The organism is Trichocoleus sp. ST-U1 (genome assembly GCF_039961835.1).
Lineage (GTDB): Bacteria > Cyanobacteriota > Cyanobacteriia > Cyanobacteriales > FACHB-T130 > FACHB-T130.
The window spans coordinates 24,671-46,211 of the sequence record NZ_JAMPJZ010000045.1 but is presented as its reverse complement, the minus strand read 5'-3'; the positions used below and the strand labels follow the sequence as shown (position 1 = coordinate 46,211).

Below are 21,541 nucleotides of genomic sequence, written 5' to 3'. Positions count from 1 at the left end.
TGAGTTTCTCGGCTTAAATCTCTAATAAATCTCATAAGTCTCTTGTTTTCTTGACTTTTGTTTTAGCTTATTCTACTTTTTATTATGTGTAATTTATTTTACATAAGCACTTATAATAAAGCCCGATGAACCGGATTCATCTTGCCTGATGGCAGCCAAAGTATTACCAATTCGTCAACTTTCTTAGTATAGATTGCGAGTTTTCCGAGAGAATTCCATACTTTTTTAAGAAATAGGCTCATTCTACAGATTTATGCAATTAACATTCGCGATGAGAAAGCCTCCAGTCCGCCGCCACCGCTGGTTTGAAAGATTGATGGCAATCATTGCCACGATCAACTTTGTTTTAGTGTTGTTTGACCTCAGTTATATACCCTGGCGTGATTTCTACCTTCGGGAAATTCCCAGTCTGATTCAGGTGTACGATCCAATTAAAGGAATTGAACCGCATCGAGAAACACAGGCTTATCTCAATCGGGTGAACGAACTGGAACAGCAAGTGATGCAGACTGGGCTAGAGTCAGCTGAGGTAGAAAGCTTGCTACAGGACTTGCGTAGCCGCAGTAATGAAATGATTGAGGATAATCCATTTGCGCTGGCGAAGAAAAGCGGTGCTTTAGAAAAAATTAAGAATCAAGTGCGCGATCGCGTGGGGAAAGAATCTGCCCATCAAGCCTTTAATCAATTTTGGAGTCAAGCTTATCTTTCCCAAGCCGGTTGGCAGCAAGAACTCAACTTCTTTAATACAGAAACTCGCCCTCTGATTCAGACTAACTACTATCGCAGTTTGGGAATCAATGGAAAATTTTTTGATGAATTTTGGTTGCTTGACTTACCGTTTACAATTTTATTCGCTCTAGAATTTTTGGTTCGCACTTTCTATATCAGACGCCAATATCCTAACTTTAGCTGGCTACAGGGAATGCTGCGGCGATGGTATGACCTGTTTTTGCTGCTACCCTTGTGGCGGTGGCTGCGAGTCATTCCGGTAATGGTTCGCCTCTATCAATCTGAATTACTAAATTTTGAGCCTGTACGGCAGCAAATTAACCATGATTTTGTAGCTAACTTCGCTGAAGAATTGACTGAAATTATGGGGATACAGGTAATTAACCAAATGCAAGGAGCGATTCAACGCGGCGATCTCGCACGCAGGCTGTTTCATCCGGGGAATAGCCGCCCCTATATTAATATCAATAACACTAATGAGGTGCAAGCGATCGCAACCCGCCTGATTAACCTCAGTGTCCATAATGTTCTCCCCAAAATTCAGCCTGATTTAGAAGCTTTAGTACATCACAGTCTAGAAAGTAGTCTCAATCAATTTCCGGTTTTTCAGCAATTCCAAAATATTCCGGGTTTGAGCCGTTTACCTAGCCAGATTAGTGAAAATCTCGCTAAAAATTTATCTCAAACTGCTTACAGCAACGCCCTGAAAGCAGTTGAAGATCCAGTCGGGACAGAATTAACGACTCGGTTAATTGATAACTTTGGAAAAGCTTTAGAGGTGGAATTACAGAAAAAAGACAACTTTAAGGAAATCGAATCTTTACTTGTAGATATGTTAGAAGAAATCAAAATTAACTACGTCAAAGGCATTGCCGAAGCCGGAATGGATAAAATCTTAGATGAAGTGGAACAATTGCACCAAATTGTTCGGCGATAGATTAAGAATTTACCAGTTTTTTTCAAACTTAGGCTGGAATGAGCTAGGGATACGGTATTGCCGTGTCCCGGAGAGTGGCATCTACGCAACTCAGATGTTGCTATATTTCTTATCTTCTCTCCGGAAAACGAGGGAATAGAGAGAGAAGGGAAGGGAGAAATCCTATTTCCGATGCTTAAAGAGAGGATAAAACCCCTTCTATGTAAATTTTTACAATTGAAATGCTCCCAAATAGTAGAACTTTGGCTGTCTTTGCTGTTACTCGAAAAAATATGCGCTAACACTATCTATATCTACTCGTGAAGTGCATCGCTTAAGCTTAATCTTCCAGTCATCTCAAAATTAGCGAGGCCGCTATGAAATCAATCGTGAGTAGTGTTAGCTTGTTGCTAGCAGTACTACACCTGGTGGGAATCAGCACAGAACGGGTACAGGCACAAGCAATCATTCCAGCACCCAATACTACTGCCACCGTATCTGGTGCGGAAGGGAAGATTCTTCTGGCACAAGCTGCTACCCCCACCAAATTAGACAACGCTTTCGACCGAGAAAATTTAACGGAGATAGTGCCGCAAATTGAGCAAACGTGGGAAAAACAATATGAAGATTACTTTCGGCTCAATTTCTCCGACGAGTCAATTACAGCAAAGGATGTCGCCGATACTCTAGGCAAAATCGCGGTTCAAACGGGTCAAAAGCCTGCTCTAATTTATGTAGTGCCTAGAGCCAAACAACTAGAACTGGTGTTGATTACTCCGGGGAATCAACCGATTCACAAGCGCATCCCGGAAGCAAAGAGTGAAATCCTGCTCAAAGAAGCGGCAAAGTTTAGAGAAAACATCGTAGATCCCAGACAGCGGAATAGTACCCGCTATCTGCCAGCAGCGCAGCAGTTATATCAGTGGATTATTGCGCCACTGGAGGCAGATTTAAAAACAAATAAGATAGACACGCTAATCTTTTGTGTGGGTGCTGGTCTGCGGACGATACCGCTGGCAGCTTTCCATGATGGGCAAAAGTTTCTGGTGGAAAAGTATAATATTGGGCGCATTCCTGCCTTCAAATTGACAGATACCCTCTATGTCTCTCTAAAGAATTCGCAAGTTCTGGCGATGGGTGCGTCAAAATTCAAGGAGCAAACTCCCTTGCCTGCGGTGCCAGTGGAGTTATCTGCGATCGCGCAAAAGCTATGGCAGGGTAAATTCTTCTTAAACCAACAATTCACCCTGGCGAATCTGCAATCGCAACGCGCTTCAGAACCCTATAAAATTATTCACCTGGCGACTCATGCCTTCTTCGAGCCGGGAGAACCGAGCAACTCCTACGTTCAGTTATGGGACGCGAAACTAACATTGGATAAGATGCGGCAATTACGGTGGAACTCTCCACCCGTGGAACTGTTAGTCCTGAGTGCTTGTAGAACTGCTCTCGGCGATAAACAAGCAGAATTAGGCTTTGCGGGGTTAGCCGTTAACTCTGGAGCGAAGTCTGCGATCGCCAGTTTGTGGTCTGTCAGCGATGAAGGAACTTTAGCACTGATGACCGAGTTTTATGGGCAACTGAAAACTGCGCCGATTAAAGCAGAGGCACTCAGGCAAGCTCAGATAGGGATGGTGCAAGGGAAGGTACGTCTGCAAAATGGTCAGTTGTACAGTTCCAGAGGGGAGATATCCCTGCCGCCAGAACTGGCAGGAATTCAGAACGTGAATCTATCGCATCCCTACTATTGGGCTGCCTTCACCTTAGTCGGCAGCCCCTGGTAATTTTTAATTGAATTAAAGAGGTCGATAGACGCGATAGTTGATTTCGGGGAAGATGTTGTCAATTTCCTCCACTTTTTCTAACCAACCGCTGTCGATTTTGCCATCTTTGATCTCGTCGTAGAGTTTGTGGAAGCGCATCAAGTGCGATCGCGTTCTTCTCACCGCATAAGGCACCATCGTTCCGGTTCGCATAATAAACGCCCAGTCAGAAGATTGTGCCAGCAGCACTTCCCGCGCCGCTTGATTGAGCGCTTTCCACTCCAGCTCATCCGCTGGTTCCCGCCGCGCCAGCTCGATCATCCGCTCTGCTGCCTTATGCAAGTGCGGGTAAATCCATGCGTTCGTTTCATTCAGCCAATACTCGTGGAAGCCTTTATAACCCCAACTCGACTGAGAAGGACGGCAGACTTGCTGCGTAGGATTCTCTTGTAAATAATCAGCCAAATGCGTCATCCGATACGTGCCTTGGTCATACCAAGACTTGCGGAACAGATAATCGATAAACCAAGGACCTTCGTACCACCAGTGACCAAACAATTCCGCATCGTAAGGCGAAACAATGATTGGCGGACGCTGCATAATGTGGTGCAAATGCTCAACTTGCCGCTCTCGGTTATAGGTAAAGTTAGCAGCGTGTTCAGCAGCCTTTTCCCGCGCCCAATAAGGGTCATAAAGTTGCTTATCGCCCAACCCTAAACCGCGCCCAGTAATTTTGTGATATTTGATGCCCGTATTCTTGCGCTGACCGTTGGGCATGATGTAGGGCTTAATGTATTCGTATTCCGCTTCCCAGCCCAAATCTTTGTAAAATTCCCGATATTCCGCCGCACCGGGATAGCCTACTTCCGAAGACCACACCTGTTGGGAAGACTCGTGATCTCGACCAAAGGCAGCAACTCCGGTTTCTGTAAAGATGGGTGCATAAGAGCCAAAGCGGGGACGGGGACGGGCGTAGAGAATACCATGTCCATCCGTCAGGAAGTAGCGCAATCCCGCATCAGCGAGCATCCGCTCTAACCCTTCATAATAAGCGCATTCCGGCAACCAAATCCCTTTAGGAGGACGCCCAAAGTTTTGCTCGTAGTGTTCTACTGCGACCTGAATTTGTGCCCAGACTGCCTGAGGATACATCTTCATCAGCGGCAGGTAGCCGTGCGTTGCGCCGCAGGTGATGATCTCCAGGTTGTTACTATCTAAAAATTGCTTAAACGCCGTTACCAAGTCGCCGTCATAGCGTTCCCAGGTTTGACGAATCTCGCTAAATTCATGAACGTAATGTTCGGCAAGATAGCGAATATGACCGTTATTCGCATTATGCTCAACTTCTAGTTCAACGAGTTCTTCCAGTTTCGCTAAGTGGTCATCGTAGCGCTCTTGCAGTAGCGGATCGCGCAGCATCGACACCAAAGGCGGTGTCATGCTCATGGTGATCTTGAAGTCAATGCCGTCCCGCTTTAAGCCTTCAAATACGTGCAGCAGAGGAATGTAGGTTTCGGTGATGGCTTCAAACAGCCACTCTTCTTCCAGAACGTAGTCACTTTCAGGATGCCGCACGAAGGGCAGGTGGGCATGGAGAACAAGAGCAAGATAGCCGATGGGCATAGTAATTCTGGGGTCTTAGATGGACATGAAATTGAAGCAGGCTGGGCAAAATTGAATTTATTTTAAGATTTTACGGCGAAAGCGAGTCAGCATTCGGCGGGGATTCCCAATAAGTTCCGGTGGTGGTTCGCCTATCCTGGTAATTGACGATCGATTTGCCTGCTCTGTTTTGAAATCAGCGTAAAGTTCAACCTGTGCTAAAAAAAGTAACTTTGACACTTAGCCTGTTAACCGGCGCTCTTTGCGTTGGTGGCTCTTTTCAATCTACGTTCGCCACTCCCCTTATTGTTGCCCAAGAAGCACCTGTCCAAACACCCGCCCCAGAACCAAAAGTCGCTCCATCCGCACCAGCTTCAGAAGCCTCCCCGGCAGCCTCCCCAGCACCGACCACTCAACCAGCGTCGTCTGAGGTAAAGCTGACTTTAGAAGATTTGCCTGCTGGGTTTCAGGAACTCCCACCGGATGTAGCCGTTGAGATTGCCTCCAAATTGGATGTTCTCAGACAACAACTAACGCAAGCGAACATGAAGCCGGAGAACTTCTTTGCTTTCGTTAATCCGGAGAACTACCAAATCGTTTTGGGCTTCACTGGAAATATGCCAAATCAGCCCGAACAAGCTAATTTTGATGCGGGTCTGCAAGAAATGCAGAACCCTCAGAAGCAACAACAGATGTTGAGCCTACTGCGGGAGAGACTCAAAGCATACCAGGGGCTAGAAGTTGTAGAATACAAACCCCTGCCGGAACTGAATAACTTGGGGAATGCTTCTAGTGGGATGACGCTGGCTCTGAAGATACAACAGCAACCTGTGCGGATGGATATCGCTGCTTTTCGCCGAAATTCGACAGGAGCGCTAACAGCGGTGATGTACGTCAATGGGAAAAAGCCCGCGGTGCAGGTAGGAGATGTGGTTCGCAAGCTAGATAGCCGGATTTTGCAGGTGTCTCCTGCTGCCAATCTGCCTCGCGCCCGCTAAAGATCGATAGAAGGCGATCGCGCTGAGCTTTCTCTCTTCTGCCATAGAGGGGGATTGAAGGCGATCGCGTTGCCCAACCAGATTTAAATCCCTTTCGGGGACTTAAATCTGGTTGAAAGTTCGCGGTTTTTCTTTCCCCCGATACAGGCGGAATCGAATTTGAGTGAGATATGCTCGCAGATAAACCCACCGGGCAATAGGAATTAAACGATGGATGACAAGCCGGGAATCGTGTCTGAAGAGACAGAAGCAAACTCCTCAACTTCTGTCTCAAAAACAGACCATGCGGAATCTTTAACGCAATCCACGGATGTCAAGAAGCCATCGTTCTTCGATTCAGTTGCGACTGCTGGGCAAGCAGTGGCGAAAACAGTAGCCGGAGTCGGCATGGCAGTTGGTAACACTGCCTTCCAGACAGGGAAAGCTGTGGCGACAACGACGACTGGGGTAGCCCAAGCGGCGGGAAAACAAGCGCAAAAATTGCTCGAACAAACCACACAAGGCGCAGGGCGTGCAGTGACTTTTGTGGGCGACAACTCATTTTTGCGGCACGTCACGAAGGCGTTACCCACGAATTGGTTGCTGGGAATTATCAATCAAGTTGATGTCGTAAAAGCTGAAGCGGATGTTCAAAAGCTACAGCAAAAGTATCCCGACGAAAAACCGAATCAGATTGCCCATCGTCTGATGATGGAGAAAGCGGTTTATGGAGGCGGGATGGGACTGGCGACTAGCTTGTTGCCGGGAGCAGCATTGGCGTTGCTGACGGTTGATTTGGCAGCAACGACGCTATTGCAGTCGGAGATGGTTTATCAGATTGCGGCGGCTTATGGATTAGATTTGAAAGATCCCGCGCGTAAGGGTGAAGTGCTGGGAATCTTTGGTTTGTCTTTGGGCGGTTCTCGTGCAATTAAGGCGGGTTTGGGTTTGTTAAAAGCGACGCCAGTAGCAGGTGCGGCAATCGGTGCTAGCGCGAATGCGACGATGATCTATGCGTTGGGATATGCGGCTTGTCGCTTTTATGAGGCACAGCTGCATTCTGAGGCATCGACGGAAAAGCTGGTAGAGTCTCAGGCAGCAAGTGAGAAGTATTTAGAAACTGCGATCGCGCAACAAGCGATTATGGATCGGATTCTGGTTCATATCATCGTGGCGAGTCATCCGGGCAAATCTTGGGAAGATATCTTACCGTCGTTACAAGCTGCCAAACTTAGCTCTGCTTCTCTAGAAGCGATCGCCAATAACATCAATCAACAACAGCCTTTAGATACGCTTCTAGATCAACTCAATCGGGACTATGCGTTGCCGCTGTTAGCTCAGTGCCATACAATCTCCCAACTAGATAGCGCAGTGACACCAGCAGAATCCCAAGTCATTGAAAAAATTACCCAAGAATTTGATGTTGACGTAGAAGCAATTAAAAAAATTGCCAGTTCGATACAAGGCTGACAGACTCTACTAACGCTTGTGCGCGATCGCTCTCATCGCCCCAGTCTGCTTCAAAAAGCGAAGATTGGGGAACGAATCTCGTGCGTTTTTGTCTGTTGAGTGTTAGTCACGCTTTTGATCTGGGAATCCTAGGAGGGAGACGATACTAAATTTCTCTCCTGCGATCGCTGCTAGCCATGACGAAACAGTGGAATTTTCGAGAACAAACCAGCGCCGGGAAAGAAGCACGCACTAGCGTTGCAGCTTTGATGAACAACAAGGCGTGGAACCAGGGGTACGACTTCTCTGCTCGGACTGGATTCTGTAGCGCTACGTCAGCATCAATAAGTTTAAGTTTGATTGCCTCATCTCTTGCATCTGAAAAACTCACCCCTCAGCTTCTTTCCCTTGTAATCAAAGCAGAGAATTACTTCTCTTTCCTGGCAGGATAAACGTTGCAGGAAACGCTTCCTGGTACAAGAGATGAGATTTAGGAACTCCAAGTAACTAAATAGGCAGGTAAAAATAAATTTAAAAAATTAATTCTCAACTCAACTTAAGAATTGTTCGGTTGTTTGAATTTTTTGATGATTAGGTTTGTATACTTACTGATATTTTTTTTGGTTATGACTGAACAAATCTCTCAAATAGCGGCGATGTTTGAACTTGGAGAATCAGAAAGTATTCTTGATAAACTCCCGCCCGAAGCCAAAAAATGGGCCGAAAGCTTGCCTTGGAGCCAGCGCCGTTATGTGCTGTCATTGTGTCATCTAATGTGTGCGGCTACTCCAGAAATGCAAGCCGAATTTCTGGATGATTATACGGCTACTGGCTTAGTTGCCAAAAGACTTCAAGACAAAAATACTCAGCAACGGGTCCAAGACTATTTAACCCAATTTCACCTTAAATTAGACTTAAATGAATCAGTTTTAAGAAGTTATATTAGACAGTTTTATATTCATTCAGCTCAAGATGTAAGTAGGCAGCCAGAATTGTACTTAGAATCAGCTCTGCGGCTGGTTCTAAGTTCAGAAGAACGCAACAACGTATTTAACTACATCTTGGGTTTTGAACTGATTAAAATGATGTTTAAAATGAGCTGGTTGCAGCATGAAAGACTATACCAGCTACAAATTAATCAAGAAGAGTTTTTAAATACTTATATAAAACCCATTCAACATGCTCATCGAATTAATGCAATCGTTGTTCCTAGTCCTAAAAGTCGATTTTTTGACAAACGTAATTATTTCGTACAAAAACCTGTAATTACGGAGAAGAAGTTAATACAGCTAGTTATCGCTACTTTTAATACGGATTTAGTTACTCATTTTGGTTTTACAATTATTCGACATCTCAACTCTTTAGTTTTTGACTATGAATATATCTTTGAGGATGAACAAGAAGGTGTATTTAAATAATCCTAATTTGCTTTGGGCTTAAAACTTTATTAGGTTGATCGCGTTAGCCAAGCACAGGGTATGCAGTGCTATAGCCTGGGATGACTGAAACCTCCCTACTCCATAAAGTTGCAAAGGTAGAGGAGGCTTGCAAGTACGTTATTTTTGAGCGCAAAAAAAGACAGGCAAAATGCCTGTCTGATAATGATTCAGTACAACGCCAAACTTAGAAATTCATCTCAGCAGCTTGCACTCTTTCAACTTGCTTCTTCTTCAAGACTAGCAAGACTTGACACAACATGATTGCAGCAATAAATGCCATCAACCACTTGATCCGGGTGGGGCTTTGCAAAACGATTTCGGCGTCCATTTGACCAAATCCACCGACGTTCGGATTGGAGGTCAGCGCTTCGCCAGCTTTGACTTCCTGCCCTTCGGAGACAACTAGCTCTGGACCGGAGGGAATTGTATCAACAACTGCATTGCCTTCTGCTGGTTGAATGGTGACTTCAGAGCCACCTTCTTCAGCTTGGGTAATGGAAGTGATGCGACCCGCTACGGAAGCGCTATAGACGGAATTGTTGCTCTTTTCACCTGTGGGGTAAACCTGACCGCGACCCCGGTTGCCACCCACGTGAATCGCGTATTTACCGAAGAAAACTTTCTTATCGGTCTGTGGATTGGGAGACAGAACGGGGAAGATAATTTCCTGATATTGATCGCCTGGAATGGGACCAACGATGACAATATTTTCTTTGTCTTCGCTGTAGGGTTGGTAGTAGAGTTCCCCAATTTTTTCCTTCATTTCTTCAGGAATTCTATCTTCGGGGGCAATTTTGAAGCCTTCTGGCAACATTAACACAGCACCCACGTTCAAGGGACCTTTGCTACCATCTGCTTGCACTTGCTGCGTGTTGGTGTCGTAAGGAACTTTTACGACAGCTTCAAAAACGGTGTCTGGGAGAACCGATTGAGGAACTTCGATTTGTGTGGGTTTGGCACCGAGGTGACAGTTAGCACACACAATCCGCCCCGTTGCTTCGCGAGGGGTTTCAGGATAGGTTTGCTGTGCCCAGAAGGGATAGGCACTGGCTGATTGGGGAAGGACTAGATCGCTGGCGAGGAATATTGACACGGTGGCGATCGCAACCAGGACGGTTTTGCAAATCGCCTGTTTGCCTATTTTGGATATCGCCGATAAAGAAACTTTTCTCATCTCTCAAGAAGGGATTCTGGGTCGAATTTCAAACAATATCTATCAGTTCTTTGTCCTTAGGTTTCGTTCTTAGTTTTTTGTCCTTTTCATCCTTCGTTTTTGGTCGGTTACAAATAACCGATGACCCATGACGACTAACTGATGACTGATAACTAAGCACCGATGACTAATGACCTTATGTCCACCAAGGATTTTCGCCGGTACGGAAGTCGGTTTCCGTCCAAGGCGTTAATGTAACCTTGTCCTCCGCCACGGTAGCGTGAACCAGTGCCAGAGACAGCGGTGCTGGTCCCCGTACCACCTTGCCGGTGCTGTCATACTGGGAACCGTGGCAGGGACACATAAACTTGTTCTCACCAGAATTCCAAGGAACAACGCAACCCAAGTGGGTGCAGACGGCGTTTAAGCCGTAATTGTCAATGGTTTTCTCCTCGGTCACGACAATGTAGGTGGGGTCGCCTCTGAAGCCTTGAACCAAGGTGCGATCGCCTGGATTATGATTAGCTAAAAAATCACTCACAATGACATCGTTGCCGATGGCATCTTTGGCAGTTAGACCACCACCCGTTCCACCACTCGAAGGGGGGACAAAATACTTAATAACGGGATACAGTGCCCCCAGAGCTGTTCCTGTAATGGTCCCAAAAGTGAGCAAATTCATAAATTGACGACGCCCCATATCGGGAACGTCTGACGAGCTAGAAAGTTGAGCCATGAGTAACGTCTGAGTGTATAGCTATGTGAACAACCCTGGGCTAAGTCCCAGATTTTGTTAAAACTTGCCCAATAAATATATACCAAGCAAGTCGCAAGCCTGTTCGCCACAAACCCTTTTGTAGAAAGGTTTACAGCCTTGCTAAGGGTATTATTACATTCTTTTGCACCGTATCATTAATTTAAGAAGCGCTCCATTTATGACGAAATGTAAAGAAAAGTAATTGCGATAAAACTATGACAGGACAAGACCTTCGCCAACTCCTGATCGACAAGTGGGGACGCTCATACGATATCCAGATCAGGCGGACTCAGGGCAAAATTTTCCTCCAGGTAATGTGGAAATACTTAGAACAGGCGTCTTTTCCGCTGTCGGAGGCAGACTACATAGCGCACTTGGAGACTGTCGCCGAGTATCTTCATGCTTGGGGTGGAGCTGACCAAGTACAACATTATATTGAACAAACGCGCGATCGCCCTCGACTCGGTAAAGCAGTCAGCATCCCCCTAGACCTGGGCGAGCGAGCCTCGGAGTGGATGCTCGAACAGTTTTAGGAGCCGTGCGTGCGATTCTCACTCAATAGAACGACAGCTTCCTGTTGGCACTATTGTCGCATTCACTGCATACCTAAACTATCTTTTGATTCGCAATAGCGACACCTGTTGTCAAGTGCTTTGTCAATTATTTTTTAAAAGATTTTGATGTATGAGGGTTTTTGGGTTGGGAAGCTCCTACTTCTCAAATCAACGTTGACGAACTCATTGCAGAATGGGTAAATTTCTGAATGGAAATTTACCGCAGCACCACAATTATCCAAGGGCAAGGTGTAAGACGAACCCTCTTGCAAGCTCGCTTCAGCCAAGACAAGGCAAAGCCAAGGGTTTCAATTCGCCCTCGGCTTTGTAAGGTATTTTCATCTGAAAAGGTTTCTGAAGACAAGATTGAAAATGTTCAGCTCAGCAATTTCACCCTTGAGGTTCGTCGAGTGTAGCTATTCAGGGCGATTCCCAATACAGCAGCACTCCAGAGAGCCGAAGATGAGGCAGTTCAAAAATTAACTCGTCCAGGTTGCATCGTATTTTGCCGATCTCAGCGCCCTACGAGCTTAACTAAGCCAATCCCGCTGTAGTAGAGTCCCAAGACGGCACCCGCGAGGAGGCTTTGGGTGAGGGGGTCGGTGGAAGGCGTCAGGATGGCACCCAAAATTGCTGCTCCCAGGATCACAAACCGCCAGCCAGATAGCATTTGCCCAGAAGAGACAATTCCCAAAAAGCCGAGTAGCAGCTGAACGATCGGAATTTGAAATGCCAATCCGGTGCTAAACATCAGCAGCAACACGAATTCAAAATATCGGTCAATTGACCACAGCTGCTCGACGACATCTGCCCCGTAACTGATGAAGAAATTCAGAGCGGCTGGAATTAATGCTACATAGGCAAATGCCAGTCCCCCCACAAACAAGACACCCGACCCTAAAACAACGGGTCCTACTAAGCGGCGTTCGCGGCGAGTGAGTCCTGGGAGAACAAACAAGATGAGCTGGTACAGGATAAAGGGGCTGGCTACGAGCAAGCCACTGTAACCGGCAACTTTAATGGAGACAAAGAAGTATTCTCCTGGTGCCAGCTGGAGGAACTTGACGCCCTGCGCCGGTACTTCCAGCAGTTGGACAATTGGCTTGACAAACAGGAAGCAGCCAATAACACCTAAGGCAACTGCAATCAGCGCATAGAAAATCCGCCGCCGCAACTCCTCCAGATGGTCGAATAGAGACATCTCGATCTCAGCGGGCAGCTCATCAAGGTATTCATCTTCTAGATTGCGGTTCGCTGATTCCGGCTCCAGGCCTGGATTTAGCTGGGATGCGGTATCGACTTCTGAAGGAAGCGTCATCGGTCAAGTTTGATTTGAAGATTTCTTGACTATTGTATCCGGGTCATCCGTACCGTGCGATCGCGCATGGCTCACCGACCCTTAAAAATTGAACAAAGCACAGAAATGGAAATCAACGCCACTCTTAAAAGCTGGTAATGGGGAATCGGTCATCGAAAATGGGTTTTTACCAATTTCCAATTCCCAATTCCCTAAAGAGCGATCTTTAATCGCGCCTAAGTGCAAATTCCAATTTTTAATTTTTGAATGCGGTTGGCTGACCTTCGGAGTATTTTGCTACCTGCTGGGAGATTTTCGGATTGTACAGGCGTAAGTAATTCCAGTAGTTGCCAAACACATTTTTGACATAACCCTGCGTTTCATCAAAGGGAATGGCTTCGACGAATTCATCTGGATCGCTGACTTTTTTGCCTTGGAGCCACTTTGACAGATTACCAGAACCGGCATTGTAACTTGCGATCGCTAACATGGAGTTATTTTTGTAGCGATCGTGAATTTCATCCAGATACCAGGTGCCTAATTTAACGTTGTCGTTAGGATTTTCCAGGCTATATTTCTTGAGGCCAATGTTTTCGGCAACCCATTTACTGGTTTCCGGCATCACCTGCATTAAGCCAACCGCACCGGCAGTGGAACGGATTTTTGGCTCAAAGCGGGATTCCTGTCGGATGACAGAGATCACGAGCAAGGGATTGAGTTGACGTTGTTGAGACCAGTTTTCAATCGCTTCGACATAAAGCGTCGGATACAAAGCCTGCCAGTAAGCAATTTGTTGTGTTAGAGCTTTGTACTGTGCTTGCTCCTCCGGGTTCTCACGGTCTTCTAAGCTGGAGATTTTAGCAATTCCTTGCAAGTGGTCTCCCATATTGAGCCGAAGCAAACCATCGGTAAATTGTTCTGCCACCGTTGGGTTGACCCGGTTTTCAAACTCCGCTTGCCAGAGCCTCCAGGCATCTTTGCCTTGACCCATTTGGTAAAGTTCTTGTAAAGCAGCAGAACCCACGGGCAATGACGGTCGCTTGGCAGGCCATTCTACTTTCGGATCTCGCTGACGCACGCTGTTAAAGTCTCCCACATCCCAGCCCAGCATGACGGCAGACCGCCAAGCATAGTAAGACTGGGGATACTTCGCCACGACGTTCTCAAAAGCTGCTTTCGCCTCCTGCTTGCGTCCCAGCTTGTTTGACCATTTACCCACCCAAAAAGCCGCCCGACGAGCTAATTCGCTATCAGGATTCTGAGTGGCGATCGGCTTGGCGATTTGCAGCGCCTCTTGGTAATTTCCACCCCGCGCCTTCGATTGAGCTAATTTCCACCGATATTCTGCCGCGGCATCGGTATTGCCATACTTGGTGAGTAATGATTGACGCGCTTCGGCTGCGGATTCGGAACTTTTGAGACTATCGAGAATTTTCGCTTCTAATAAGATGGCTTCGCCAGCTCGGTCGGGGAATTGACTGATAACTTGGTCGAGATAAGGAACCGCCTCGATAGCGGGACCGATTTTGGCGATCTGGATGAGCGCGGTTGCACTTTCGTCAGCATTGGGGAAGTCTTGCACCACCTCTTTATAAGCGCGGAGGGCTTTAACTTTCTTCTCGGCGAGATCGAGTCCCCTAGCGACCCGGTAGGCGTTGTGGGGGGTGCGGGGGGCTTTAGCATAAGCGGTACTGGCTTGACCGTATTTCTGGTTTCCCCAGTAGCCTAAAGCGATCGCTTCCCATACTTCTGGCTTGAGTTGCTCTGCTGGCAAACCTATCAACTTATCTAGCACTGAAGTAATTCCTGGAGTGTCAAAGGCATACTTTGCCAGCGACACCATCAATTTTGCTTGGTTAGGATTGTCTTTGAGTAAGGCGTGGGCGATTTCCAGGCTGCGGGGATGACTGGGAAATTTCTCAACGGCTTCTTCCCAATATTTCGGTTCCGTCTTCCCCAGCACATATAAAGCTTCGACTGACACGGGATCTTGAGAATGGTGTTTTAACAAACCTTCCCAAGCTGCCTTGGCTTTTCGGGTGTTGCCGGTGAGTTCGTAAGCTTGCGCTCTCCGAAGAGCAATGTGTCCGTCTAGGACGCGATATTCAAACTCTAATCCTTTTAACCATTCCAGTGCTTTTTCTCCCTGTTTGGAGGCAATCAGATCGCTTGCCAGGAGATAACGGGCGCGGCTGCGGTCGAGGGATCTTGGCCCTGTAGCGATCGCTTCTAGTTGTGATGCCCGCTTTTGTGGGGGTAGCGAGATTAAAGACACAATCGCAGAGTTGTCGATCTGATTTCCCGACATCAAGAAACTGCCGTACCCATGCATCGGCACCCAGCCAACTACTTTTTCCAGCCAGACGCCATACTTAGTTGGTAAAAAGGTGGCTCCCAAAAGGATTGCGCTTAGTCCCACACCCGCAGCGATCGCGACTTTGTTTCCCCGTCTAGATTGATAGGGGCGAGAAAAACTAAACTGTGACTTTCTCCGAGCAAAAATCGAGCGTGACTTCCTCATGTAACCTCCTGGCGGCGGACATTGCTCCCTCCATCTGGCATTTCAGTAACGTCGATTTCGTTATTTGCTTTTTCCAGATGGAAGACCAAACTGGTCGTATTATTGACAAGCCATCCTTCTAATAACTGGCGGCTCGTTGACTCTTTATCGCTAATAGGTAAAAATCCTTTAGAGAAAAAAGAATGGAAGGAAAGCGTGACTGACACGCCGCGTTTGCACTTGAGGGAGATCCCCTGGCATTTGGATGATTTAAGGAAGCGATGGAATTGACCAGCATTCTAAATTTGAGCGATGAGAAGATCGCGAGTACTTTGCAGCCCCTGATTTGAGAGCCTAATTTTAAAGTTGGTAGCCGTGCCATCATACGCTTGGGTTCCGGTAGCCTGATTCGCGGTCGTCATGCTTATGGAACTAAACAATAAACGTTGAAATTAGACAGCTCTTACAAAGCAGTCGCTGCTGGTGCCCGATTAATGAATGAAGCACAAGCGCAAAACTCTTTGAATTCGCTGGTTATTGGGTGATACAAGCTCCCGCGCTGACTGCTTCACTCAGCAGCCATTGACATGGAACTCTATCTAAACCAGGATAATCGATTTAAGCGAACAGCCGAAGATTAGTGATCCCCGTCAGTGGGCGCGAGGAAATTTTAGGCAGCAAGCGATCGCTTCTATGAGAACAACAGTGTTCAAAATTGATTAACACAAATTTATGAAAAATTTATATTATCCCCTCACATCTGGGAGAAAATCCCCCAACAGAGAGTAGACACGCAGATGTTTCAGCAATTACTGGATAGCCGCAGATATTACCTGCTAGAAGCTGCCCAGAAATGCTTAAAAATTCTTCGAGTTTTCAGGATATATGAAACTTCTTGCAAAAATGACAAAGCCATACGAGAGCAGGCTAAATAAAATTGTGCTTTTACACGAGTTAAAAGATTTTTGCAAGAAGTCTTTGATTAATTTTTGAGTGCAGTTGGCTGACCATCCGAATATTTGGCGACCAACTGGGCAACCTGTGGATTGTACAATCTAAGGTAATTCCAGTAGTTCCCAAACACCTGTCTGACGTAGCCTTTAGTTTCCTCAAAGGGAATTTCTTCGACAAATTCATCAGGATCGATAGATGGCCCTTTCTCTTTTAGCCATTTCGATACATTACCGGGACCCGCATTGTAACTGGCAACCGCTAACAAGGAATTATTGTTGTATTCCTTGTGGGTAAAATCTAAAAACCAGGTACCCAGCTTCACGTTATCGTTGGGATTTTCGGTGTTAAATTGCTTGACGCCAATTTTATCCGCCACCCATTTGCCGGTTCCGGGCATGACCTGCATTAAGCCAACTGCACCCGCAACCGAACGAATTTTTGGCTCAAATCGGGACTCTTGCCGAATCAGGGCGGTGACAAGCAGGGGATTGAGCTGGCGCTGTTGCGACCAGTTTTCGATAATTTCCAAGAACGGGAACGGATACAAGGTGTGCCAGTAAACTGGTTGTTTGCGGATTGCTTTGTATTCAGCTTGCTCTTCGGGTGTTTCTCGGTCTTCTAGAGTCGAGACCAGGTTCATTCCTTTCAGGTGGTTGCCCAATCCCACCTGCATGATGCCGTTAGTAAATTGTTCGGCAACGGTTGGCTGCATCCGGTTCTGAAATTCTGCCTGCCAGAGCGTCCAAGCATCCCATTTTTGACCGAGCTGGTACAATTCCTTCAACGTTTCAGACCCGGCAGGTAGGATGGGATGCTCGTCAGGTCGCACCACCTGCGGGGACAATTGACGCACGGTGGTAAAGTCACCAACGTCCCAGCCCAACAAGACGGCAGATCGCCACGCATAGTAAGACTGGGGGTATTTCGCTAGTACGTGTTCGTATGCGGCTTTTGCATCCTGCTGACGCCCTAGTTTTGCGGCCCATTTGCCGACCCAAAAGCCAGCTCTGGGAGCCAATATATGATTGGGGTTTTGGTTGGCGATTGGTTGCGCCCATTGCCAAGCCCCTAAGAAATCCCCTAGAGTCGCCTTGGCTTGGGCGACTTTCCAGCGGTATTCTGCCGCGACATCGGAACTGCCATATTTAGTCAGGAGCAATTGACGAGCTTCTGCGGCTGATTTGTCGCTGTTGAGACGATCGAGGATTTCGGCTTTGGCGAGGAGTGCCTCACCGGCTTCGTCGGGAAATTTGCGGATGACGATGTCGAGATAGGCGATCGCTTCCGGTGGCTGGGATGATAAAGAAGCCAGCCGCCTCAAAGCCAGTCCGGTTTCTTTGGCATCGGGAAATTGCTGAATCATCTGTTGATAAGCAATTTTCGCTTCGGTTCGTTTCTCGCCCAGATGGAGTCCGCGCCCAATGCGGTAGGCGTGGAGGGAGGTGCGGGGGGCTTTGGCGTAGGCTTGTCCGGCTTTGCGGTACTGACCGTTTTCCCAATAGCTATAAGCGATCGCTTGCCAATCTTCTGGCTTGAGTAGCCCTGTACCTTGCTGTTTGAGCGCCGCTTCATGAGAAGTCACCAGCCGATCCAGAATCGGGAGAATGCCAGGGTCGCTTGGAGCATTTTTGGCTAAATGTAAGAGTAATCTGGGTTGATTGGGATTCTTACTCAGGGAAGAACGCACAATTTCCAGGGTGCGCGGATGGCTTTTGAACTGAGCGATCGCTTGTTCTCGATACTTCGGATTATTTTGCCCCAGCACAAACAACGCTTCTGCGGCGACGGGATTATCGGGATAACTTTCGAGTAAATTCTGCCAAGCTGCTGTGGCTTTTGCTTTGTCCCCGGCAAGTTGGTAAGCTTGGGCGCGTTTCAGGGCGATGTAAGGGGCAAGAACCGGATAGTCTGCCTCCAATCCTTCCAAAGACGCGATCGCTTTTTTAGGCTGCTGTTGTTGGAGCGAATCGTTCGCCAACAGATAGCGGGCGCGATTGCGTTCTGGGGATGGGGTGCCATTGGCGATCGCTTCGAGTTGTGCGCCCCGCTGTGCCGCCGGTAGTGACGCCAATGGCAAAACAGAATTCTTGGATTGGCTCCCCGGATTCAAAAGGGTTTTATCGGGGGACTGACCGTTCGGGGTTAATTTCTCCAGCCAACTGGTTAATTGCGGGACTGACAGCGTTGCTCCAGCGACTAGCGCTAGTAGTCCGGCTCCAACACTTAGCAAAATTTTATTTTTCTGTGCAAGCTTTAGCATCGATCCTTATCCTTACCAACCCAAAAAGGGCAACAACCTTGTATTCCGTTAGTACCGTCTACAGAGAATCCAACGCAGCTCCATCGGAGGGGTTTCTTGGATGGGAAACACGTCACGTCCGCTCGTCCAGGATACAAACCAATTAGTTGGGGGCCATGCCTCTTGCGGAAGGTGAGCGCGCTCATAATCAAGCACAGACTCATCTGACAGCATTTCCAGAGGTAAGTCCTCCATCGCTCGCTTCAGCTCCGCTCGCGTCATGATATACGATGCCGCTACCTGTGACATTTCCCGCACCCGATCGTTTGGCTCATATCCATCCACAGCTAAGAAGAGGTTGAACAGCAACAGACCGCTACCTTGGATAACATCGCACATTTTCGCCAAGAGTAAGCGGACTTGATCGTTATCCCGGAAGTGAGACACCACTTCCGCCACAATTGCGAATTTGTAATAAGCGGGTCGCATTCTCACCAAGGGGTCGAGGATATCACCCTGGATGACTCGAATCGGTAATTTTTCTGCCACTGCCGCATTTAACACTTGTTCCGCCAAACCGGGAGTCAGTTCTAAGGCATCAACCGGGTGGCCTTTTCGCGCCAAGGGAAGGCTATTGCGACCTGTTCCTGCTCCTACATCAAGAATCGGGTTCCGAGCTGGATCTCCCAATTCGGCAACCGTTGCCATTACTTTCGCATCTGGGTGACTACCAAATAGGGGCGGCTCTCGGTTCTGAATCCACTGCTGGTACTCCTGGGCAACCGATAAAATCCTGGTTGAGACGTTACAGGTGAGGCTATTTAAGGAAGTAGGATCGGGTTGGTACTGAATGACTAATCGAGCATGAGGAGAAGCCAGAAAACCTTCTTGAATATTAGATGCAATCAAATCGCGCAATTTTTGCAGTTCTTCAGGAGAGAGTTGGCGACCAATCGCCTCAAACAGCCGCACTAGCCGATTGAGTGCATAATCTAGCATTGATGGCACGCAGGGCATCGTCAGTTCACCGCGGGCAGAGGAATGATGATTAAACTGTCTCTGGAGATCTTGCTGTAGCACGCTCGGATCGGGGCGGGCTACCGACTGGTTGCTAAGAACTGGCGCATTGGATGGCGACGAAAGAGGTTGGGGTTCTCCCCTAGCTTTTGAAACCATCAATCCGCTCCTAAGTCCAATCGGAAAAAGTGTATTCCTATAAAGTGTATCTACAGGGGACAAGTTACGCGGGTGGGCAGACGAGTCTTGTTGATGATTTTTGAGCAATACTGTTACAGGTAGTGCTTTAAGGTAAGAGCCGGGGATGGATATTCGAGCGATTGATACGCCGCGTTTGGACTGGGCTGGGGACGCTCTCGCCCTTGGTTTTTTTGAGGATGCGGTAGAGGTGACAGACGATTTAGCGGTGCTGGATGAGAAGTTTGCCGGTACGCTGAACGAACTGATTGCAGAAACAGAATTTAAGGGAAAAGAAGGGAGTAGTGCCGTCACCCGCGTGGGTGCAGGTAGCCCGGTTCGGAAAATTATTCTGGTAGGACTGGGGAAAGCAGAGGCTTTTCAACCGGATACTCTGCGGCGAATTGGTGCGGCGATCGCGCGGTTAGCGAAGAAGGAAAAGAGTAAAATCCTGGGGATTAGCCTGCCGGTGTGGAATCAGGCACCCGATGCAACGGCTGGCGCGATCGCTGAAGGGATACTGCTAGCTCTTCATCAGGATAATCGCTTTAAGTCAGAACCGGAGGATAAGGAGCCGCAGCTAGAGCGGGTGGATTTACTCGGATTGGCAGGTCAGGAAGAAGCCATTAATCGCGCTCAATTCCTATCTTCGGGGGTGATTCTGGCGCGGGAACTGGTTGCTGCACCGCCGAATGAATGCACTCCCATAACGATGGCTCAAACCGCACAAGCGATCGCGTCTAACCACAACCTCCAGTTGGAAATTCTGGAACAAGAAGAGTGCGAAAAATTGGGCATGGGGGCGTTCCTCGGTGTTGCCAAAGCTTCCGATATGCCGCCGAAGTTTATTCACCTCACTTACAAGCCAGAAGGAACACCCCGCCGGAAAGTGGCTATCATCGGCAAGGGTCTCACTTTCGATTCGGGTGGTCTAAACATTAAGGGCGCGGGTAGTGGCATCGAAACCATGAAAATGGACATGGGAGGTGCTGCGGCTACCCTCGGCGCGGCGAAGGCGATTGGTCAACTCAAACCAGATGTTGAAGTTCACTTTATCTCAGCCGTCACTGAGAATATGATCAGCGGTCATGCCATGCACCCAGGCGATATCCTCAAGGCATCCAACGGCAAGACGATTGAAGTGAACAACACGGATGCGGAAGGTCGATTGACCTTAGCAGATGCGTTGGTGTTTGCGGAAAAGCTCGGCGTTGATGCCATTGTCGATTTAGCTACGCTGACAGGTGCTTGCGTCATTGCCTTAGGCGATGATATCGCTGGGTTGTTTACCCCCGATGACACTGTTGCTCAAGAGTTGCTGCAAGCATCAGAAAAGGCAGGGGAAAAGCTGTGGCGGATGCCGATGGAAGAGAAATACTTTGAAGGCATCAAGTCTCCCATTGCCGATCTGAAAAATACTGGTCCTCGTCCGGGTGGTTCGATTACGGCTGCCTTATTCCTAAAGCAGTTCGTCCAAGAGACACCTTGGGCGCACCTCGACATTGCCGGTCCTGTCTGGGCGGATAAAGAGAACGGTGTCAACAATTCCGGTGCTACGGGTTACGGTGTCCGCACTCTCGTCAACTGGGTACTGAGCCACTGATATCTCAGAGACATCCCGATTATCCAAGGCTTGGTAATCGGGAATGGTGAGTTGTCGTAGGGACACAGGCAATGCCGTGTCCCTACGACAACTCAATCACTCATTCGTTCCCGTCTTTTGTTTTTTGCTTTTCACCCTCAACAGCTTGTTGAACAGCAGGGCTATCGAGAATCTCTTTTGCCATATTCATAAATTTCAGGCTGTCTGGATGAACGGTGCGCTTGAGCTGCGGCACTGGTTCTGGCTGTGACTGAGATTGTTCCGGTGTAAATTTGCGGTTTTCTGAATTCATCAAATACTTGTACTTGCGCGACCTACACCCCAGTTTGTTCGGGATTGAGAACTGAGCCAAGCAAGGGAATGCTCAATACTCAGCACATTTTGAGGGGAGAAGCCGCACCCTCCAACTCAAAGA

The 21,541-nt window shown here is 47.8% G+C and carries 18 protein-coding genes; 8 read left to right on the top strand and 10 right to left on the bottom strand.

All coding sequences use genetic code 11. The features are described from left to right. Positions 1–271 precede the first annotated feature (271 nt). A complete protein-coding gene (locus tag NDA06_RS16530) occupies positions 272–1,666 on the top strand; it encodes a hypothetical protein (RefSeq protein ID WP_199324242.1) in 1,395 nt (464 codons plus the stop codon). Positions 1,667–2,022: 356 nt separating this feature from the next. Continuing rightward, positions 2,023–3,429: a CHAT domain-containing protein gene (locus NDA06_RS16525; RefSeq protein ID WP_190429823.1), complete on the top strand. Its 1,407-nt coding sequence runs from the start codon at positions 2,023–2,025 to the stop codon at positions 3,427–3,429. Between the two features lie 12 nt (positions 3,430–3,441). On the opposite strand, the gene NDA06_RS16520 is transcribed toward NDA06_RS16525, so the two are convergent. Beyond that, positions 3,442–5,031, bottom strand: a complete 1,590-nt coding sequence (locus NDA06_RS16520) for a glycoside hydrolase family 57 protein (RefSeq protein ID WP_190412177.1) — start codon at positions 5,029–5,031, stop codon at positions 3,442–3,444. 212 nt (positions 5,032–5,243) lie between these two features. Between NDA06_RS16520 and NDA06_RS16515 the strand changes: the two genes are divergently transcribed. Then, the gene (locus NDA06_RS16515) at positions 5,244–6,008 is read left to right on the top strand and encodes a hypothetical protein (protein WP_190412178.1); all 765 of its coding nucleotides are present in this window, start codon (positions 5,244–5,246) and stop codon (positions 6,006–6,008) included. Positions 6,009–6,218: 210 nt separating this feature from the next. Beyond that, positions 6,219–7,457 carry an EcsC family protein gene (locus NDA06_RS16510; protein WP_348251781.1) on the top strand — a complete coding sequence of 413 codons (1,239 nt, stop codon included), beginning with the start codon at positions 6,219–6,221 and terminating at the stop codon, positions 7,455–7,457. Between the two features lie 145 nt (positions 7,458–7,602). Here the strand turns inward: NDA06_RS16510 and NDA06_RS16505 are convergent, their stop codons facing one another. After that, positions 7,603–7,827, bottom strand: coding sequence for a hypothetical protein (locus tag NDA06_RS16505; RefSeq protein ID WP_190986049.1), 225 nt, complete (start codon positions 7,825–7,827; stop codon positions 7,603–7,605). Between the two features lie 235 nt (positions 7,828–8,062). Between NDA06_RS16505 and NDA06_RS16500 the strand changes: the two genes are divergently transcribed. Next, a complete protein-coding gene (locus tag NDA06_RS16500) occupies positions 8,063–8,854 on the top strand; it encodes a cobyrinic acid a,c-diamide synthase (RefSeq protein WP_190986050.1) in 792 nt (263 codons plus the stop codon). 205 nt (positions 8,855–9,059) lie between these two features. Here the strand turns inward: NDA06_RS16500 and petA are convergent, their stop codons facing one another. Both petA and petC read right to left on the bottom strand, forming a co-directional pair. Continuing rightward, complete coding sequence (gene petA / locus NDA06_RS16495) at positions 9,060–10,049, bottom strand: cytochrome f (protein ID WP_190986051.1); 990 nt, start codon at positions 10,047–10,049, stop codon at positions 9,060–9,062. Between the two features lie 175 nt (positions 10,050–10,224). After that, positions 10,225–10,764, bottom strand: coding sequence for a cytochrome b6-f complex iron-sulfur subunit (gene petC / locus NDA06_RS16490; RefSeq protein ID WP_190412182.1), 540 nt, complete (start codon positions 10,762–10,764; stop codon positions 10,225–10,227). Positions 10,765–11,000: 236 nt separating this feature from the next. Between petC and NDA06_RS16485 the strand changes: the two genes are divergently transcribed. Together NDA06_RS16485 and NDA06_RS16480 are read left to right on the top strand one after the other, a co-directional pair. Next, entirely contained in the window at positions 11,001–11,318 is a 318-nt protein-coding gene (locus tag NDA06_RS16485) for a DUF3067 family protein (protein WP_190412183.1), read from the top strand. A 230-nt stretch (positions 11,319–11,548) separates the two neighbouring features. Next, the gene (locus NDA06_RS16480) at positions 11,549–11,755 is read left to right on the top strand and encodes a hypothetical protein (protein WP_190986052.1); all 207 of its coding nucleotides are present in this window, start codon (positions 11,549–11,551) and stop codon (positions 11,753–11,755) included. Positions 11,756–11,853: 98 nt separating this feature from the next. On the opposite strand, the gene tatC is transcribed toward NDA06_RS16480, so the two are convergent. From tatC to NDA06_RS16455, 5 genes are all read right to left on the bottom strand, one after another. Further along, positions 11,854–12,657, bottom strand: a complete 804-nt coding sequence (gene tatC, locus NDA06_RS16475; RefSeq protein WP_190412185.1) for a twin-arginine translocase subunit TatC — start codon at positions 12,655–12,657, stop codon at positions 11,854–11,856. A gap of 235 nt (positions 12,658–12,892) precedes the next feature. Beyond that, positions 12,893–15,157 (bottom strand): transglycosylase SLT domain-containing protein, encoded by a 2,265-nt coding sequence (locus NDA06_RS16470; protein ID WP_190668196.1) that lies wholly within the window; start codon positions 15,155–15,157, stop codon positions 12,893–12,895. Beyond that, positions 15,154–15,363 (bottom strand): hypothetical protein, encoded by a 210-nt coding sequence (locus NDA06_RS16465; RefSeq protein WP_190412187.1) that lies wholly within the window; start codon positions 15,361–15,363, stop codon positions 15,154–15,156. Before NDA06_RS16465 ends, NDA06_RS16470 begins: the two co-directional genes overlap by 4 nt. A gap of 755 nt (positions 15,364–16,118) precedes the next feature. Then, entirely contained in the window at positions 16,119–18,350 is a 2,232-nt protein-coding gene (locus NDA06_RS16460) for a transglycosylase SLT domain-containing protein (RefSeq protein WP_190986053.1), read from the bottom strand. A 48-nt stretch (positions 18,351–18,398) separates the two neighbouring features. After that, positions 18,399–19,505, bottom strand: coding sequence for a class I SAM-dependent methyltransferase (locus NDA06_RS16455; RefSeq protein ID WP_190986054.1), 1,107 nt, complete (start codon positions 19,503–19,505; stop codon positions 18,399–18,401). A 145-nt stretch (positions 19,506–19,650) separates the two neighbouring features. Here NDA06_RS16455 and NDA06_RS16450 point away from each other — a divergent pair, with 145 nt between their 5' ends. After that, positions 19,651–21,126 (top strand): leucyl aminopeptidase, encoded by a 1,476-nt coding sequence (locus NDA06_RS16450; protein WP_190436074.1) that lies wholly within the window; start codon positions 19,651–19,653, stop codon positions 21,124–21,126. 100 nt (positions 21,127–21,226) lie between these two features. Here the strand turns inward: NDA06_RS16450 and NDA06_RS16445 are convergent, their stop codons facing one another. Then, a complete protein-coding gene (locus NDA06_RS16445; protein ID WP_190428861.1) occupies positions 21,227–21,418 on the bottom strand; it encodes a hypothetical protein in 192 nt (63 codons plus the stop codon). Between the last annotated feature and the right edge of the window lie 123 nt (positions 21,419–21,541).

Excerpts from the sequence above, each read along its gene's own strand:
- NDA06_RS16530 (WP_199324242.1), top strand. The coding sequence starts at position 272 with ATGAGAAAGCCTCCAGTCCGCCGCCACCGCTGGTTTGAAAGATTGATG.
- NDA06_RS16525 (WP_190429823.1), top strand. The coding sequence starts at position 2,023 with ATGAAATCAATCGTGAGTAGTGTTAGCTTGTTGCTAGCAGTACTACAC.
- NDA06_RS16520 (WP_190412177.1), bottom strand. The coding sequence starts at position 5,031 with ATGCCCATCGGCTATCTTGCTCTTGTTCTCCATGCCCACCTGCCCTTC.
- NDA06_RS16510 (WP_348251781.1), top strand. The coding sequence starts at position 6,219 with ATGGATGACAAGCCGGGAATCGTGTCTGAAGAGACAGAAGCAAACTCC.
- NDA06_RS16500 (WP_190986050.1), top strand. The coding sequence starts at position 8,063 with ATGACTGAACAAATCTCTCAAATAGCGGCGATGTTTGAACTTGGAGAA.
- petA (WP_190986051.1), bottom strand. The coding sequence starts at position 10,049 with ATGAGAAAAGTTTCTTTATCGGCGATATCCAAAATAGGCAAACAGGCG.
- petC (WP_190412182.1), bottom strand. The coding sequence starts at position 10,764 with ATGGCTCAACTTTCTAGCTCGTCAGACGTTCCCGATATGGGGCGTCGT.
- NDA06_RS16485 (WP_190412183.1), top strand. The coding sequence starts at position 11,001 with ATGACAGGACAAGACCTTCGCCAACTCCTGATCGACAAGTGGGGACGC.
- NDA06_RS16480 (WP_190986052.1), top strand. The coding sequence starts at position 11,549 with ATGGAAATTTACCGCAGCACCACAATTATCCAAGGGCAAGGTGTAAGA.
- tatC (WP_190412185.1), bottom strand. The coding sequence starts at position 12,657 with ATGACGCTTCCTTCAGAAGTCGATACCGCATCCCAGCTAAATCCAGGC.
- NDA06_RS16470 (WP_190668196.1), bottom strand. The coding sequence starts at position 15,157 with ATGAGGAAGTCACGCTCGATTTTTGCTCGGAGAAAGTCACAGTTTAGT.
- NDA06_RS16460 (WP_190986053.1), bottom strand. The coding sequence starts at position 18,350 with ATGCTAAAGCTTGCACAGAAAAATAAAATTTTGCTAAGTGTTGGAGCC.
- NDA06_RS16455 (WP_190986054.1), bottom strand. The coding sequence starts at position 19,505 with ATGGTTTCAAAAGCTAGGGGAGAACCCCAACCTCTTTCGTCGCCATCC.
- NDA06_RS16450 (WP_190436074.1), top strand. The coding sequence starts at position 19,651 with ATGGATATTCGAGCGATTGATACGCCGCGTTTGGACTGGGCTGGGGAC.
- NDA06_RS16445 (WP_190428861.1), bottom strand. The coding sequence starts at position 21,418 with ATGAATTCAGAAAACCGCAAATTTACACCGGAACAATCTCAGTCACAG.